Consider the following 15,587-nt stretch of genomic DNA (forward strand, 5'->3'; position numbering starts at 1 on the left):
TGTACATTATTATAAATTAAGGAATGCTCCCTGTCTCGTTTTGAGATGGGGAACATATTTTTCAAATATGAGAAAAACAAGGTATAGATTAATTATATCGAAAACTGTTTGCTAGTCAGAATAAAGTCTCTACCTTTACAGAGGATAACCATGCCACTTATTAACGGCTATTTTAAACCGCTTATGCCTGTTGAAAATGAAAACAGCTATCATATATTATTCAAAACATGGAACTACCGAGCGAGTAACACACCTTATCGGAGAAAAGTTGACTAATAAAGTTGACTACATCTCATTAAAGGAGTGTCCGAGACCTGATATCCGAACTTACGATCGAATAATTCTTGGAACAGCTATTTATGCGGGCTCTCCAAACCGAAAAGTTACTCAATTCTGTCACAATAACCAACCGTTATTAGAGCAAAAAGTAATAGGGTTGTTCATCTGTTGTATGAACGAAGAACAAGAAGCGGAAGAAATGAACAAGGCTTTCCCGGAGTTCTTACAGAGATTATCGATTCCCAAAGCCATTTTAGGTGGTGAGTTTCAGTTTGACAAAATGAATTTCATCGAAAGGTTTTTAACGAAGAAAATAGCGAAAGTAAACTCTTCTGTTTCGAAGCTGAGATATGATGCCATAAATGAGTTTACAAGTCAGATAAAAGATAATCATTTATGGTAACTTCTTGAGTTATCTATTGAGCAACTTTGTATTCAAATAATAAATAGAATGGCCGTATAAGAAAACTTCTTTCAAAAGAAGTTTTCTTATCTATTTAAGACAATACCTATAATCGCAATCTTTTACTTTTACGAATCCATTACTTAACAATGTTCTTATGGATAAAACATTAGCCTCATCAGGGTCAGCCAATATCTCTTTCCCTCCTATTTCGGCAATTTCCCCGATCAGCTTCTTTACAATAATCTTCCCGATGCCCTTACCCAAATATTCCTCTTCGCCTATGAGATAACCTATTTCAAAGACTGTCTCTTTCTCATCGACAGTTTTTCCGTAATGTTCCGGTATATATTCTTTTTCAAAATAACAATCCAAGTATAAACAAAAGCCAATGGCTCTATCATTATAATAAACAATGAAATGTTTCATATAATGATATTGGGTATTTCTATTATTTACCTCATCCAACCAAGCCATTTTATGTTCTTCTCCGTCAGGGCAGAACCATTTATAAATATATTCTTTAGCCAACCATTTACTGAAAATGCCTACATCTTTATCACGCAAAGGCTTTATTGTGATCTTATCATTCTTAATATCCATACTTTTTTGTGGTGAAACGCCAGCCTCTTTTATAAACTCCATAAATCCAACTATCTGAAATACAAAGATATAATTTTCAATACAATAAAGAAGAACTAAAGGATATTTATAAAGCAACTCATGTCCACAGATATCACAACAAGAAAACGAATGACCAAGTATAAAGAATCTAAAACAAACACAAATGTCGAAATCATACGTTGGGAATCGTGCATGATTACTTATATTTGCGTTATCGAGCAATTTATTAAGAACCGGATGATATGTTAAAACGGATTAAATTTCAAATTCTGTAGAAGTGTACATCCCAATAAAATACTAAAAAGGCAAGAACATGAAACTTTGGAAATATAGTGGAACACTTTTAACAGCAACAGGAGTCATTCATACCATTTATGCGTTATTTCTTGGAAAAGAAGCTTTTACGGAAATGCTTAACAATGGATTAATAGACTCTATTGGAGAAAATCATAACCTGGGCTTTGCTTTCTGGTTCCTAATCTGCGGAATAATACTTATTCTTTGGGGAGAGACACTTCAATACTATATCAGAAAAGAACAAAAACCGGCACCTTTATTTTTAGGTTACTTCATTCTACTGTTCACCATAATCGGTTGCATAGTCGAACCAATATCCGGTTTCTGGCTTTTCTTACCGCAAGCACTTATTATTATTTATTCAAACATGAAAAAGCAGTGAGAAGCATCATCCATAGCGAACTCAAAACCGAGTGCAGTGCTTAAATGCAACTTATTAAAATCCCATAGCATCTTTCACTAAAACCATTTCTTTATGAGAGGTCAACTTCTCTAATAAAAGCAATGCAACCCCGTATGATGTTTGAGGACAATAAGAAGTTATGATATTATCATCCACCACGATGGGAGAATTTACGATAGTTGCTCCAAATCCCTGAAGCACTTTCTGTTTATGAGCACCTCTAAGATGATAAGTTGTTGCTTTCCGACCGTTCAACACTCCACTTTTCCCAACAGGCAAAGCTCCCACGCAGACTGTTGCGATCCATTTCTTTTGTGAGTCAAACAGTCGTATCAATTCCAGAAGTTGTTCATTATATGCCTCCTCATAGAATCCGAATTCTTCAAATCCGCCGGGTATCGCAAGCGCGTCATATTCATCTGCAGACACTTCATCCATGACTTTATCCACCAAAACAGGAACATTGAAAGAACTAATCACTTTTTGATTCAAGCCACAGGTCACAACATCTATTTTACAATCAAAATCCGTCTTTGCCCATCCCATAACATCTATAAAAGCACTAAACTCAATCGTTTCAAACCCTTTAGCAAGGAATACCAATAATTTCATAATCAAATTAGTTATATATTAATAATATAAGAAACAGCATTGCACTAAAAAGAATGTGAACTAAAATCACCTTCATTCTTTCCTATAATCCCCTCTTTACCTCACCTTTTGCAGCCTCCCAACCAATCATTGCAGTCTTGCGAATCTCTCCCCAATGGTAATTTCCCAACTCACCGGAAGCACGAATGACCCGATGACACGGAATAAGGAAAGCTACGGGATTCTCACCAACAGCCGTTCCAACAGCCCGACAAGCTCTCGGATTATTGATTCCTGCGGCTATATCTCCGTAAGTAGTCAATCCACCGACAGGAATTTTCAGTAAGGTTTCCCATACCTTTAGTTGAAAGTCGGTACCTTTCAGATGCAATTTTATTTCTTTGAGTTTACTCCAGTCCTGCGTGAAGATAAATAAAGCATTTTGCTGCACTTCATCCACAATCGAGGTAAACTTTGCATTAGGAAACTTCTTCCGTAAAGAGTTAAAAGCCGCGTCATGTTCGTCTGCAAACTCCATACAACAAATACCTTTATCGGTAGACGCAATGAAGATTTCACCGAAAGGACTTTTGGCAAAACTGTAATTGATAGAAAGACTTTCACCTCCGTTTTTATATTCGCCCGGCGTCATCCCTTCTATATTTACAAACAAGTCATACAATCTGCCCGTACCGGAAAGCCCTGTTTCCTGTGCCGCATCGAATAAAGACGCATGAGTTTCATTCAAGATTCTCTTGGCATATTCAATACTAGTATATTGCAAGAACTTCTTAGGGCTAACTCCCGCCCACTCCGTAAACATACGTTGGAAATGCGCCGTACTCAACGCCACCTCCCCGGCAATCTCATCCAATCCCGGTTGCCTTTTAAAATTCTCCCTTATATACCCGATTGCCTGTGCAATGCGTGCATAGTCAAGCGTTTTTTGCTCATTCATAACAGAGGTTTGCCATTTAATTCCAAATCCAGCAACCGCTTTTTAGCAGGAAGCCCGCCACCATATCCCACAAGAGAGTGGTTGCTGCCGATGACACGATGGCACGGAGCAAAAATAGAAATAGCGTTCGCCCCGTTAGCGGCAGCAACAGCACGGACAGCTTTCGGCAAATCGAGTTGTTTTGCCAGCTCACCGTATGACACAGTCGAACCGTATGGAATCTCCAACAACTTATACCATACACTCTTCTGAAACTCCGTACCAACAAAAAGCAAAGGCACCTCAAACACAGTCCGCTCGCCATTGAAATATTCATCCAACTGGCTCATCGCCTCCAGTATCACATCTGATGTACTTTTCTCATAACCAGCTTTCAGCACTTTCCGCAATCTCCTGTCTACGATATCCCTATGACTTTCAGCCGCCCAGTCACAAAGACAAAGCTTATCCTCAAACGAGCCAAGCATCAAATCACCACAAGGAGAATGATAACGCTGTATCTTAATTACATTCGTTTTATCTTCCATACTTCCAAAGATACGTTTATTATATTTACAGTTGAAATAACAGCTAATAATATTTTCGTTTTTACACTCGCACTCTCATTTCCAATGCCGCAAAATTACTACACGCATCACTGATAAACGACCCGAAAATTGCTGTTTTTACGTAGAAAAGACAATCCCCCTCCCACTCCTCCATACAATCAATCGTTCTCAATATACTTTATCACCCGGCAAGGACTGCCGACCGCCACACAATTCTTTACCATCCGATTCAATATCCAATTATTTTTTATACATGATTTACTCTCACACCCTCACACTTTCCCTGCATCCCCCTATTCATCATCCTTTCAGTGATGAGGGTAAGAGTGAGGGTAGGTGAGGGTAACTTTTTACCCTCACCCTGTCTCGTCCTGATTGGGTTGACAAAGCCCCCTTTCACACCACCTTTATCAATTACTCTACTTTCATCAAATGATAAAGCGTCCCTTTACGAGACTTACGGCAAGGAATATTCAGTTTTTGAAGTGCACGCCCAAACTGTCCTACCTTATTAATAGCCAGTTTATCCCGTGTTTTCGTCTGTAAATAATTCAAAATCTGCATGGCAGTCAGCCATTCGCCTTCCATTTCCTCTTCTACGGGATTAAGATAGCAGTGGAACAGCTGTTCCAGCGGACTCACCTGTTCAAACTCACGGTTAGTCTGTTTTAATATGTTTTCATCCTCATCATTCAGCCAATAACGTTCCCCTTTATAAATCGCCTCCATTGCTTGAGCATACAGCTGTTTGTAATTGATGGTAACGTTCGTTTGAATAGGAGCCGTCACCTCGATGCAAATAAAACGGCGGCTACCGCTAGGATCGGTAAGCAAATCTTTCTGATTGCTGGTACCGATAAAAGAAGCATAACGCCTCATTTCCCGAATCGTATTACCGTATGGTTTGCGCAGATTCGCCACAGGCTTCTGCAACAAATGCTTCAAGAACCCCTGCTGACTGACATTAATCTGATCGAACTCATCAATATTTATCAGAAAAAAACGTCCCAAATAGCGTTCCGCCTCCTGTTTACTTTTAAAATCAATACTGTCCGTATAGCCGAAACGCAACTCCGGCGGCAGAATAATGCGACAGAATGTAGACTTACGATACCCCTGCGAACCAACCAGCAAAGGCGAAGTATTATTACCATGCTGCCGATCGACTCCCCTCCAATGCGCCACCATACTAAGAAACCAGCGGTAAAATAATTCCTGCCAATGCGGATTATCACAAGGCACCAGACCAGCCAATGCACGGATACGATCCTTCCCGTCCCAGCGACCTGTCTCATAAAGATATTCCTCCACAGGATTATACAAAGGAACACATTCCGAATTCAGAAAACGATCCACATCACGGTCCCACGCACTGATGCCTTCCTTCAAAGCATTGATCGCAATACTGTTGCGCACCCGTTTATCCACCGGCTTAAAGCAAAAGTGAACAGAATCGCGTTGCCGATATTCCAAATCGTCCTGCACCGTATTGTAACGGAATTCATACCGACGTTTCATAAACTCTTCCAACAGAAAAGCCGTCTCCTGCTCTTTATTGATACTGCTTTTCTTGCCGAATCCCTTACACTCCTGATAAAGATTATGCAGTATCGAACGGATCACCTGCTCTTCTTCCTCGCGATAATAATGAATCATCGTCTGTCGTATCGCTTCCTCTTCGGGAAGCCCCGCTTTGAAACAATGCTCGGCAAGGCGAACCAATAAAGGCTGCAAGTCGTCCCCACGTTTCCAATCCTCCATTTCCTGAAGTGCCCTGTTCAAGGCCGCTTCATAAATCTTCGTGAATGTTTGCGCCGACTCATATCCCGGCTGCAACCGTAATAACGGATTTTTCTCTCCCAGTTTCCGCTGACGGAAAGTCTCTTCTCCCGGCATCATAAGCGGTTGTTCCAAGCAGAACGGCACCGCATCCGGATTATAATAAGGAGATTCGTCCAGCGTCATACGGCATCTCTGTGCCAAAACCGGTTCTTTCAAGTCAATATCGAAAGGCAACATCGGCTGATAACATTTCACAGCCAGCCAATAAGCATGAACATGAAATAATTCCGCCTCCGCTTCCTTGGTCGGCAATCCTCCGTCATCCGGCAAAGCGAAGCGCACCCATATCTTCACACTACGCCCGCTCGAACCACCAAAAGTAGCAAAAGTCTGTGGCAAAAGCGCCGCTTGTCGCTTCACAAATTCCACTTCCGAGCCGCTCGCCAGCCTACTCACTTCCAACTGTACCAATCCGTTATACCGCTTCATCTTCCGTTCGCCCTCTTTGGTACGGGTATATTCCACAGCAGAATAGATGTATGGCAATTTATCAATATGTTCGTATCGGGCATACGTACCTTCCAGCAATGGTATGATTCCCCGCAAAGCCGTGATATGCCCCGCCTTTGTTTCCGTTTTCATCTTGTCGAATAATGTGCCTGCCTCACAAACGCTAAGAGTCTCTTTTCCGCTCCCGTTGTCTTGTCTGATTAAAGTAATTTTCATCCTATTTTTGTCTATTTTTTCTACAATTACATCTACCTATTTAATTCCTGTAAAGATACGCTTTTATCTTCCGGTAAACAAGCATTTTATCCGATAAATACCTGCATATTATTTGCATTTGCCTTATTATTTATGTATCTTTGCTTAGTAGTTGTCAAGGGCTCACCCGTGTGAACAAACAGGCTATCAATTGTAAATAAAAACGTCTACAGACGTAAACAGCCTTGTTCACATGGGTGAGCCCTTGCAAAGCATTAGAGCTTAACAAAAGAAACATTAAGCATTAATGTATTACTATCTAAGAGAATACATAACAAGAACAGTTCATTTAAAACAAATATAGAGCTATGGCAATATTATTCGATTGGTATGAAGACCCGAAGCCTTCAAACAAACAGCAGGGAGAAAACGGAAACACCCTGCATCCGCGCATCAAATACAACGGTTCCACAGGGACCGACGTACTGCGCCGACGTATTCAAGAACGTTGTTCACTGACAGAAACAGACGTCACAGCCGTACTTGATGCGCTTTCGCACATCATGGGACAGGAATTGGCGGAAGGACGCCAAGTTCATCTGGACGGCATCGGTTATTTCCATCCCTGCCTGACAACCACGGAACCTGTAACGGTAGACACAAAACGGAAAGTGACCAAAGTGAAGCTAAAGGCCATTCAGTTTCGTGCCGACCAGACATTGAAAAACGAGTTCGGTGTGCTTAAAGTGAAAAGCCTCAAAGGAGGACTGGATTTCACCCAACTGACAAACGAAGAAATTGACCTGCAACTGACTCAGTACTTCCGTACTCATCCATTTATGCGAAGACATGACTTCCAATATCTTTGCGGAATGGCAAGAAGTACAGCCATGCGACATATCCGACGTCTGCGCGACGAGGGTAAATTGAAAAATATGGGTGGAGCCATGCAGCCGATTTATGTGCCGGGAAGTGGATATTATGGTAAGAATAAAGAAGTTAGTGTGAAAACGGAATAAGATTGGTCAACTCAAATCAGGACGAGACAGAGTGAGAGTAAAAAGTTACCCTCACCTACTCTCACCTTTACCCTCACACCTGTAACCCCGATGAATAAATGGATTGAGCACAAAGGGTGAGGGTGTGAGGGTAAAACGTCACCAACATTTATTTGAAAACATTCTTAATGCGAGCAACTATTATACAAGAGCACCTCCATACCGTTCCGTATTTTACCGAGGAATCTTAACCATTTCAACCGGCTGCTCCTGTATCTTATCCAACGGATGTGATTGATATTTTACCTTTGAGAAATCAATAGCCTTCAAATCGATGCAACGTATCGAATTGTTATAGGCCGTTTTATAATAAACCTTCCGGTTCGTGAGGTCGATAGCCGAGGTCCATTGCGTAGCACTGGGAATATCCGGAATATCACCCTGCGAATGTTCTATACCAATAGGAATATCAAAATTATTAAGCAAGTGGAAACATTGCTGCACGGTATCAAAGCCTGTAGCTCGTTGCGGAGCTGTCCCCCTATAAAAAGCAGCACGTACAAACCGCGAAGGAGGCGTGGCATCACCCGGAATACCGAGAAAACCGGAGTTGCCACCAGTAGGTTGCAATGTAATACCACTCAATTTTTGCATGGAAGCGTCACCCGGATGAAGATTGACGTAGTTGTTCAAATTAGTGAGTTGCCATTCAAAACCGGGGGCATTCGTCAACACTCCTACTGTATTCTCATAAAAATGCGGTACGCCACCTACAATTTCCAATACAACCTGACGCCCCGACGGTTCACCGATACGCCAATGTACTACCGCTGTCTTTTCCAGTCCTACAACACGTACAGAAGAAAGGGCTGCCTTCACCTCGTCAATAGTGGAAAACTGCGACAACAGCCACTCCGTCACTTGAAGGTCTGCCAGTGTCCGCTGGTTCTGTGCAGCATCATACGTTTCATATCCCCCATAATGAGGAAAGAAAAATAGTCCAGCCGAAAGTCCTGCCTCATTGATTCCTTCGGCAATAAACTCTTTTTGTACAACAGCCAGACCGACCACTCCATATTTTGCCGTAAACGTTAGTCCATTGACACCCGTAGGAGTGAATGACGTGAGCTGTTGACCACGTGGAATAATCACATACTCGCTTTGCAACACACCGCGCGCCCATTCAATCGTACGGGCCTGCACATAACTGCCGTCACGGGATGTCAGCGAGATTCCCGTACAAGCTACAGCCTGAAAAGTGCTGCCACATACGGCAGCAATCCCTAGCAATAAGTTCTTTGTCATCTTCATCATTATTTATATATTTATTTGCTAAAAACTCAATACTGTATAAAGACAACAAAATATGGGTTATTTTAGTTTGCAGACACCTCTCTCAAGAAAACTATTGTTTTTTGTTCGTCCCGTACTTTGCGGAACAATATACGTAGTTTGCTTCAATATGCAATCTCTTTTTTTTGGTTAAGCACCGGGAACATACGGATGAGTGAACCAGAAGCACGACCCTTCCCCCTCACGGGATTCGACTCCAATCTTTCCGCCCATCCTATTGACCAGGCTTTGACAGATGGATAATCCCAATCCGGCACCTTGTACAAATGAGTCTAATTTTACAAAACGATTAAATATTTCATGTTTTTGTTCATCGGGAATCCCTTTGCCCGTATCCGTTACACAAAAACGCACCTGACTCTCATCTTCCAATGAATAGGAAAGTGTGATTGAGCCTTTAGTCGTAAACTTCAAGGCATTAGTCAGAAAATTAGAGAGTACTTGCATGATTCGGTTTTTATCAGCATCAATCACAATCTGCGGTGAATTTTCATCAAACCGCAGTTCGACCGCAGTGTCACGTTTTTTGTGTGAGAAGGTAGCAATCACTTCCCGGCAAAGTTGTGGTACATCCACCCGTCCCATAACAAGATCTATCATACCGGCTTCGATTTTGGAGATGTCCAGAATGTCGGAAATAAGGTTGAGCAACAGCTCATTGTTCTCCTGCACTAAAGACATATATACATGACGCAGCTCCGCCTCATCGGTTTCGGCAAGCAGACTGGAAAAACCGACGATGGCATTCAAAGGAGTACGTATTTCATGGCTCATATTGGCAAGGAATGCTGATTTGAGCCTGTCCGATTCTTCCGCTTTTTCTTTAGCTTGAATCAGCTCTAGTTCCACCTGTTTGCGGGTGGTGATATCGGTAGCCAGTTCCATGATTGCCCAACGTCCGTCGAGCCATTTTATTGCCATGCTCTGGATGGTATACCAACGTTTGGTGACCGGATTGTAGTCTTCCCAAAAATGAACGCCTGTAAACTTACGGTTGGCATCGAGCAACTTCGGCTTCGGGCAGTGTTTACACCCATTTTCCAGACCTGCATTCAACATTCTCCAACATTCCGCATTTTCCGGAACTTCTCCTGCTTCTTCCCTGAAAGGCTTATTGGCAAAAATCACTTTCAACGTATCGTAATCACTCACAAAAATATTGGCATTGATATTGTCCAATACCTTTTGCATGGTTCGCTGCGACTGTTGCAGCGATGTTTCAACTTGCCAGCGTTTAGTAGCAGTAGATACAATTTGCGATATCTGGCTCATCAGTTCCACATCTTTTTCATCCCATTGTTTGTTCCAGCAAAAGTTGAACGAAAGAAAGCCGAAATGTACTCCCAATTGTGACAGGGGAAAAACAGCAATGGCTTTTACGCCTTGCACTTCGAGCATTTGAGTAATAAAGGGATCAAGCGAATAAATATCGGACGTACAAATGATATGGTTTTCTTCCAGCATGTCGAACCAGGGTTTTCCCGCTTCAATGGTCATACTCCGCAAGTAATCGATAGCGGGTTCTATACCGTCGTTGCACTATTCGTTGGTGCAGCCATACGTAACTCCGTCGAGGTGGTTTTCCCATGTCGCCAAACGGTCGACACCAGTATAACGGCCAATTTCGGCCAGTGCCATATTCATAGCAGTAGGTATATCCGGTTCCAATTGCAAAATTTGCAGTACCTTGATAAATAATGCCTGCCGTCGGTTGGTTGCTTCGAGATTCTCCTGAATAGCGATCAAGTCTTTAGATTTCTCTTCAACCATCTGTTCGAGGCTGGTACGGTACTGTTCCAGTTCCATACCGCCCCCTTGAGGTTCAGAATCAGTGGATTTCATGTTTAATAGATAACAGTAAATAGAATTTTAGTTTAGTTTCGAATCCGGACGAGATGCGTCCCACATTCTGCAAATATATACATTTATTTTAGAAACCAAACTTTTTCCCATCAAAACGACTTCTTATAAATGCCTAATAATCGCAGAATTACGAAAGCATATATTACATAATCGACCTCGTCAATTCCAAACTTCCTCAATATTATACCGGATGGAATCTTTTCAACAATATATGACTTACACTGAAAAAGTCCTTATTACACTTTTCCATCTATTAAAACTAAATCCTATTCGTCTGATTATATCAGTTTCAACCCTACGATTGAAATAATCAGAGTCGTCATAAAAAACAAACGACCCAAAGTTGCCGGTTCATGAAAGAACAGGATACCGATCAATACAGTCCCCACCGCTCCTATCCCCGTCCAAACAGGATATGCAGTGCCGATAGGCAATGTTTGCGCAGCCTTTGCCAGTAGGAACATGCTTAAGGTTACAGAGATTACAAATCCCGCTCCCCACAAATAAAAATCGGTGCCTGTCGCTCCTTTAATCTTGCCTAGACAAAAGGTAAAACCAACCTCAAACAGTCCGGCAATAATCAATATAATCCAATTCATATCATTCTATTTTAATATTAGACTGCAAAATTAACAAGATGCCCGGAGCTTTCACTTTACATTTGATAAGAAACGACGGTGTAAGAGTATCATCAACTCTTCTTTTCCTAATATAACTTTTTGTATTTTTGCAGAATAATGATTCAATGCGATATGGATATACACGAGATTATAAACAGGATATATCGGATGCCGGAGGCTTCAGCGGATAAGGTGGTCAAACATCTGTCAAAAATCACATATCCCAAAGGTTATCATATATTGGAGGCTGGCAAGACTGAAACGAATATCTTTTTCATCGAGAAAGGGATTGCTAGAGCTTACATTCCCGTAGACGGAAAAGAGGTAACGTTCTGGATTGGGAAAGAAGGGTCAACCATTGTCTCATTGAAAAGCTATGTAAATAATCAACAAGGGTATGAGTCAATGGAACTGATGGAAAACTCGGTGTTGTATCTATTAAAGCGCAAAGACTTACACGAATTATTCAAGGAAGATATCCATATTGCCAACTGGGGGCGCAAGTTTGCCGAATCAGAGTTCCTGCAAACAGAGGAAAGACTTATTTCTCTCTTATTCACCACCGCGTCCGAACGGTATATGAAACTGATACAAAATAATCCGGAGCTATTACAGAGAATACCATTGGAGTGTCTTGCTTCTTATCTGGGAATAACTCCGGTAAGTTTAAGCCGGATAAGGGCGAAATTGAAACGGGTACTTTGAGATAGAAACATGTTTTTCAAAAGCAAACAGAAAGTAATATATTTGTGTTTTGAATGAATCAAAAGAGAGAAGTCATGAATATCGAAGATTATAGAGAATATTGCCTGTCAGTCAAAGGAGCAACAGAATGTATGCCGTTTGATGAACATACTTTGGTTTTCAAGGTTATGGATAAAATGTTCACTTTTGCTACATTACGTCCTAAAAACGGAAGATTCTGGGCGGATATGAAATGTAATCCTGATAAATCAGAAGAGCTCATAGAACAATACGAAGACATTTTTTGGGGACCTTTTTCGGATAAGAAACATTGGATAACCGTTTACTTGGAAGGAGATGTTCCCGATAAACTCATAAAGGAGTTGATTAGCCACTCGGTAGAAGAAGTTATAAAGAAGTTACCCAAGAAAAAACAAGAGGAATACAAGAACATGATTTAGGATTCGAAAAATAGACATATCCGGCACTACTATTATTGCTAAAAGTAGAGCCGGATAAAATCACTATACACCCCAAAACGCACACACGGATAAAATCATCGTATATTTAAAAACGTATGTCCCAGGAACACTTGCATTCTTCATTCCGGCAATCATGAATCTGGAGAAAAAATAAATGACTAATTTTATTAACTAATGCTTTTTTAGAAGCATTTTTTTAGGTTATTTTGCGGAACAAATATCACGAACTCGTCAAATTATGGATTGGATTGGCCTTGATTTAACATTCCCTATCACCGACCCTACATGGATATTTCTCCTTGTACTCTTGATTATATTGTTTGCTCCGATATTATTGAATAAACTGCGCATCCCTCATATTATCGGTATGATCCTGGCAGGACTGGCTATTGGCGAACATGGATTTAATATCCTGGCACGAGACAGCAGCTTTCAGTTATTCGGGAAAGTCGGACTCTATTACATCATGTTCTTGGCTGGTCTGGAAATGAATATGGGAGATTTCAAAGAGACGCGAAACAAAGCATTGGTACTGGGATTACTGGCTTTTATCGTTCCTATCGGGATTGGATTCATGGCAAATGTATCTTATCTGAAATATGGTGTAATCACCTCTGTATTATTAGCCAGCATGTATGCCTCCCATACGCTCGTGGCCTACCCCATCGTCACCCGCTTCGGCATATCACGCCATCGTAGCGTAAGTATTGCCGTAGGAGGAACGGCCGTAACGGATACACTCACGCTGCTGGTACTGGCTGTTATAGGCGGATTGTTCAAAGGAGAAACCGGAGGATTGTTTTGGATTTGGCTGGTGGTAAAAGTAATCTTTCTAGGGGCACTAATTATTTATTTCTTTCCGCGCATCGGTCGTTGGTTCTTTCACCGGTACAATGACAACGTGATGCAATTTATTTTCGTGCTTGCGATGGTCTTTTTAGGAGCAGGGTTGATGGAGCTTGTTGGTATGGAAGGTATCTTGGGAGCTTTCCTCGCAGGATTGGTACTTAACCGGCTCATCCCCCACGTCTCTCCATTGATGGATCATTTAGAGTTCGTTGGTAATGCACTTTTTATTCCTTATTTCCTTATCGGAGTGGGAATGTTAATCAACTTACGTGTTATTTTCGGAGAGGGGGATGCCTTAAAAGTTGCCGCCGTGATGATAACCATGGCGCTGACAGGCAAATGGATTGCTTGCTGGCTCACTCAAAAGATATATAAGATGTCTGTTCTTGAACGAAATCTAATGTATGGTTTGAGTAATGCACAGGCGGCAGCCACATTGGCGGCTGTATTAGTTGGATACAACATTATTCTGCCCACCGGCGAACGGTTATTGAATGATGATGTACTAAACGGAACAGTCTTGCTTATCTTGGTTACTTGCGTAGTGAGTTCACTGATTACCGAACGGGCAGCCAGAAAAATGGCGATGGATGATTCACAACCTGAAAATGAATCGTCGAAAGAAACAGAGAAGATTTTAATATCCATAGCCAACCCGGACACTATCGAGGACATGGTGAATCTTTCTCTAGTCATACGTGACCCCAAATTGAAAGATAATCTCCTGGCATTAAATGTCATCAACGACGATAATAACTCTGATAATCTACGAATTCGAAGCAAACATTATCTGGAAAAAGCCGAAATGATAGCAACGGAAGCAAATGTACCACTCAAAAAGGTCACCCGGTATGATTTGAATATAGCTTCCGGTATTATCCATTCAGTCAAGGAGAATGAGATTACGAGTATTATCACCGGCCTGCACCGCAAGAAAAACATCACAGATTCATACTTTGGAATACTTGCCGAACACTTATTGAACGGATTAAACTGTGAAATAATTATCTCTAAATTTCTGATACCGGTCCATACAATCAAACGGATTGTCGTTGCCGTCCCTCCTAAAGCCGAATATGAATCCGGTTTTCCTCATTGGATGGAGCACTTTTGTCGCATGGGGAGCACTCTTGGATGCCGCGTACACTTCTTTGCCAATGAAAAGACTACCATCCGCCTACAAGCGTGGATAAAGAAAAGGCATAAACAGACGCTTACCGATTTCTCTCTCTTAGAAGACTGGAATGACCTGCTGGTATTGACAGGACAGGTAAGTTACGATCATTTATTGGTTATTATCAGTGCACGACCAGGAACTCTTTCGTATGACAGTTCTTTTGAGAAGTTACCGAGACAGCTCGTGAAATATTTCTCCAACAATAGCTTTATCGTGCTGTATCCCAATCAGTCGGGAGAGCCATTGGATACGTCTTTCTTCTCTAAGCTATATACTGATACCGAAACCCGACATTACGAAAAGGTCGGTAAATGGTTTTACAGGTGGTTTAAGAAAGAGGGATAAAATTAGAATTGAAAAGTTCCGTTTAATTTATAAATATCGACACATTTATCTATATTTGTACCATTAGCAATTTTGCTATAAACACCTAAAGGAAAAGAATGGTATGTCAAACGTCGATTTTTCCAAAATAACAGAAGGAATCTATCATGTGATAGAAACTGAAGAGAAAATACTAACCGGGCTACAAAATGATACGATCACGTTGAAACGTAATAAACAAAATCGTACCATCAAACAGATTCTCGGACATTTGATTGATTCGGCATCAAACAATCACCAACGCATGGTCAGATTGCAATACAGTAAAGATTTGCTTTTCTTTCCCGATTACCGTCAGGATAATGATCTGTGGATAGCATTACAAGATTACCAAAATGAAGACTGGAATAACCTGATTCAACTATGGAAGTTTTTTAACCTGCATATCATTCAGGTTATAAAATCTGTAGATCAGACAAAACTGGATAGCTACTGGTGTGATTTTGAAGGAACAAAGGTTACGCTACAAGACATGATAGAAGGTTATCTAAGTCATTTACACCTGCATATTCATGAAATCCATGAATTAATGAATGCCTAAAAAGGATAGCGGTTGCAGTTCTTTTATGTTCTATAAATATTAAGAT

General features: G+C 41.1%; 14 protein-coding genes and 1 pseudogene. 7 read left to right on the forward strand and 8 right to left on the reverse strand.

Annotation, left to right across the window (positions count from 1 at the left end; translation table 11 throughout):
- The first annotated feature begins 196 nt into the window (after positions 1 to 196).
- Positions 197 to 682, forward strand: a complete 486-nt coding sequence (locus KFO40_RS02400; protein WP_117684730.1) for a flavodoxin domain-containing protein — start codon at positions 197 to 199, stop codon at positions 680 to 682.
- Positions 683 to 772: 90 nt separating this feature from the next.
- Here the strand turns inward: KFO40_RS02400 and KFO40_RS02405 are convergent, their stop codons facing one another.
- Positions 773 to 1,285 carry a GNAT family N-acetyltransferase gene (locus KFO40_RS02405; RefSeq protein ID WP_117684732.1) on the reverse strand — a complete coding sequence of 171 codons (513 nt, stop codon included), beginning with the start codon at positions 1,283 to 1,285 and terminating at the stop codon, positions 773 to 775.
- Between the two features lie 334 nt (positions 1,286 to 1,619).
- Here KFO40_RS02405 and KFO40_RS02410 point away from each other — a divergent pair, with 334 nt between their 5' ends.
- Entirely contained in the window at positions 1,620 to 1,985 is a 366-nt protein-coding gene (locus tag KFO40_RS02410; protein ID WP_004309084.1) for a DUF6463 family protein, read from the forward strand.
- A gap of 54 nt (positions 1,986 to 2,039) precedes the next feature.
- Here KFO40_RS02410 and KFO40_RS02415 read toward each other — a convergent pair whose 3' ends face one another.
- The 4 genes from KFO40_RS02415 to KFO40_RS02430 form a co-directional block, all read right to left on the reverse strand.
- The gene (locus KFO40_RS02415) at positions 2,040 to 2,618 is read right to left on the reverse strand and encodes a DJ-1/PfpI family protein (protein WP_004306443.1); all 579 of its coding nucleotides are present in this window, start codon (positions 2,616 to 2,618) and stop codon (positions 2,040 to 2,042) included.
- A gap of 82 nt (positions 2,619 to 2,700) precedes the next feature.
- Positions 2,701 to 3,555 (reverse strand): bifunctional helix-turn-helix domain-containing protein/methylated-DNA--[protein]-cysteine S-methyltransferase, encoded by an 855-nt coding sequence (locus tag KFO40_RS02420; RefSeq protein ID WP_008640762.1) that lies wholly within the window; start codon positions 3,553 to 3,555, stop codon positions 2,701 to 2,703.
- Positions 3,552 to 4,082, reverse strand: coding sequence for a methylated-DNA--[protein]-cysteine S-methyltransferase (locus KFO40_RS02425; RefSeq protein WP_004306441.1), 531 nt, complete (start codon positions 4,080 to 4,082; stop codon positions 3,552 to 3,554). The genes KFO40_RS02420 and KFO40_RS02425 overlap by 4 nt, the downstream gene beginning before the upstream one ends.
- Before the next feature lie 435 nt (positions 4,083 to 4,517).
- A complete protein-coding gene (locus KFO40_RS02430; protein WP_117684734.1) occupies positions 4,518 to 6,611 on the reverse strand; it encodes a BT4734/BF3469 family protein in 2,094 nt (697 codons plus the stop codon).
- 347 nt (positions 6,612 to 6,958) lie between these two features.
- Here KFO40_RS02430 and KFO40_RS02435 point away from each other — a divergent pair, with 347 nt between their 5' ends.
- Positions 6,959 to 7,609: an HU family DNA-binding protein gene (locus KFO40_RS02435; RefSeq protein ID WP_004309082.1), complete on the forward strand. Its 651-nt coding sequence runs from the start codon at positions 6,959 to 6,961 to the stop codon at positions 7,607 to 7,609.
- Between the two features lie 213 nt (positions 7,610 to 7,822).
- Here the strand turns inward: KFO40_RS02435 and KFO40_RS02440 are convergent, their stop codons facing one another.
- The 3 genes and pseudogenes from KFO40_RS02440 to KFO40_RS02450 all read right to left on the reverse strand — a co-directional run bounded on the left by KFO40_RS02440 (position 7,823) and on the right by KFO40_RS02450 (position 11,403).
- Positions 7,823 to 8,902, reverse strand: a complete 1,080-nt coding sequence (locus KFO40_RS02440) for a linear amide C-N hydrolase (protein WP_004309081.1) — start codon at positions 8,900 to 8,902, stop codon at positions 7,823 to 7,825.
- A 168-nt stretch (positions 8,903 to 9,070) separates the two neighbouring features.
- Positions 9,071 to 10,783, reverse strand: a pseudogene (locus KFO40_RS02445) (ATP-binding protein).
- 299 nt (positions 10,784 to 11,082) lie between these two features.
- Positions 11,083 to 11,403 (reverse strand): DMT family transporter, encoded by a 321-nt coding sequence (locus KFO40_RS02450; protein ID WP_004306435.1) that lies wholly within the window; start codon positions 11,401 to 11,403, stop codon positions 11,083 to 11,085.
- A gap of 153 nt (positions 11,404 to 11,556) precedes the next feature.
- Here KFO40_RS02450 and KFO40_RS02455 point away from each other — a divergent pair, with 153 nt between their 5' ends.
- The 4 genes from KFO40_RS02455 to KFO40_RS02470 all read left to right on the forward strand — a co-directional run bounded on the left by KFO40_RS02455 (position 11,557) and on the right by KFO40_RS02470 (position 15,541).
- Complete coding sequence (locus KFO40_RS02455) at positions 11,557 to 12,129, forward strand: Crp/Fnr family transcriptional regulator (RefSeq protein ID WP_004306434.1); 573 nt, start codon at positions 11,557 to 11,559, stop codon at positions 12,127 to 12,129.
- A 74-nt stretch (positions 12,130 to 12,203) separates the two neighbouring features.
- On the forward strand, positions 12,204 to 12,569 hold the full coding sequence (locus tag KFO40_RS02460) for an MmcQ/YjbR family DNA-binding protein (RefSeq protein WP_004306433.1): 366 nt from the start codon (positions 12,204 to 12,206) through the stop codon (positions 12,567 to 12,569).
- 259 nt (positions 12,570 to 12,828) lie between these two features.
- Positions 12,829 to 14,961: a cation:proton antiporter gene (locus tag KFO40_RS02465; RefSeq protein ID WP_211146055.1), complete on the forward strand. Its 2,133-nt coding sequence runs from the start codon at positions 12,829 to 12,831 to the stop codon at positions 14,959 to 14,961.
- A 103-nt stretch (positions 14,962 to 15,064) separates the two neighbouring features.
- Positions 15,065 to 15,541 carry a DinB family protein gene (locus tag KFO40_RS02470; protein ID WP_004299152.1) on the forward strand — a complete coding sequence of 159 codons (477 nt, stop codon included), beginning with the start codon at positions 15,065 to 15,067 and terminating at the stop codon, positions 15,539 to 15,541.
- Positions 15,542 to 15,587 lie beyond the last annotated feature (46 nt).

The organism is Bacteroides sp. 1001302B_160321_D4, assembly GCF_015667765.1.
GTDB classification, from domain to species: domain Bacteria; phylum Bacteroidota; class Bacteroidia; order Bacteroidales; family Bacteroidaceae; genus Bacteroides; species Bacteroides xylanisolvens.

Excerpts from the sequence above, each read along its gene's own strand:
- KFO40_RS02400 (WP_117684730.1), top strand. The coding sequence starts at position 197 with ATGAAAACAGCTATCATATATTATTCAAAACATGGAACTACCGAGCGA.
- KFO40_RS02405 (WP_117684732.1), bottom strand. The coding sequence starts at position 1,285 with ATGGATATTAAGAATGATAAGATCACAATAAAGCCTTTGCGTGATAAA.
- KFO40_RS02410 (WP_004309084.1), top strand. The coding sequence starts at position 1,620 with ATGAAACTTTGGAAATATAGTGGAACACTTTTAACAGCAACAGGAGTC.
- KFO40_RS02415 (WP_004306443.1), bottom strand. The coding sequence starts at position 2,618 with ATGAAATTATTGGTATTCCTTGCTAAAGGGTTTGAAACGATTGAGTTT.
- KFO40_RS02420 (WP_008640762.1), bottom strand. The coding sequence starts at position 3,555 with ATGAATGAGCAAAAAACGCTTGACTATGCACGCATTGCACAGGCAATC.
- KFO40_RS02425 (WP_004306441.1), bottom strand. The coding sequence starts at position 4,082 with ATGGAAGATAAAACGAATGTAATTAAGATACAGCGTTATCATTCTCCT.
- KFO40_RS02430 (WP_117684734.1), bottom strand. The coding sequence starts at position 6,611 with ATGAAAATTACTTTAATCAGACAAGACAACGGGAGCGGAAAAGAGACT.
- KFO40_RS02435 (WP_004309082.1), top strand. The coding sequence starts at position 6,959 with ATGGCAATATTATTCGATTGGTATGAAGACCCGAAGCCTTCAAACAAA.
- KFO40_RS02440 (WP_004309081.1), bottom strand. The coding sequence starts at position 8,902 with ATGATGAAGATGACAAAGAACTTATTGCTAGGGATTGCTGCCGTATGT.
- KFO40_RS02450 (WP_004306435.1), bottom strand. The coding sequence starts at position 11,403 with ATGAATTGGATTATATTGATTATTGCCGGACTGTTTGAGGTTGGTTTT.
- KFO40_RS02455 (WP_004306434.1), top strand. The coding sequence starts at position 11,557 with ATGGATATACACGAGATTATAAACAGGATATATCGGATGCCGGAGGCT.
- KFO40_RS02460 (WP_004306433.1), top strand. The coding sequence starts at position 12,204 with ATGAATATCGAAGATTATAGAGAATATTGCCTGTCAGTCAAAGGAGCA.
- KFO40_RS02465 (WP_211146055.1), top strand. The coding sequence starts at position 12,829 with ATGGATTGGATTGGCCTTGATTTAACATTCCCTATCACCGACCCTACA.
- KFO40_RS02470 (WP_004299152.1), top strand. The coding sequence starts at position 15,065 with ATGTCAAACGTCGATTTTTCCAAAATAACAGAAGGAATCTATCATGTG.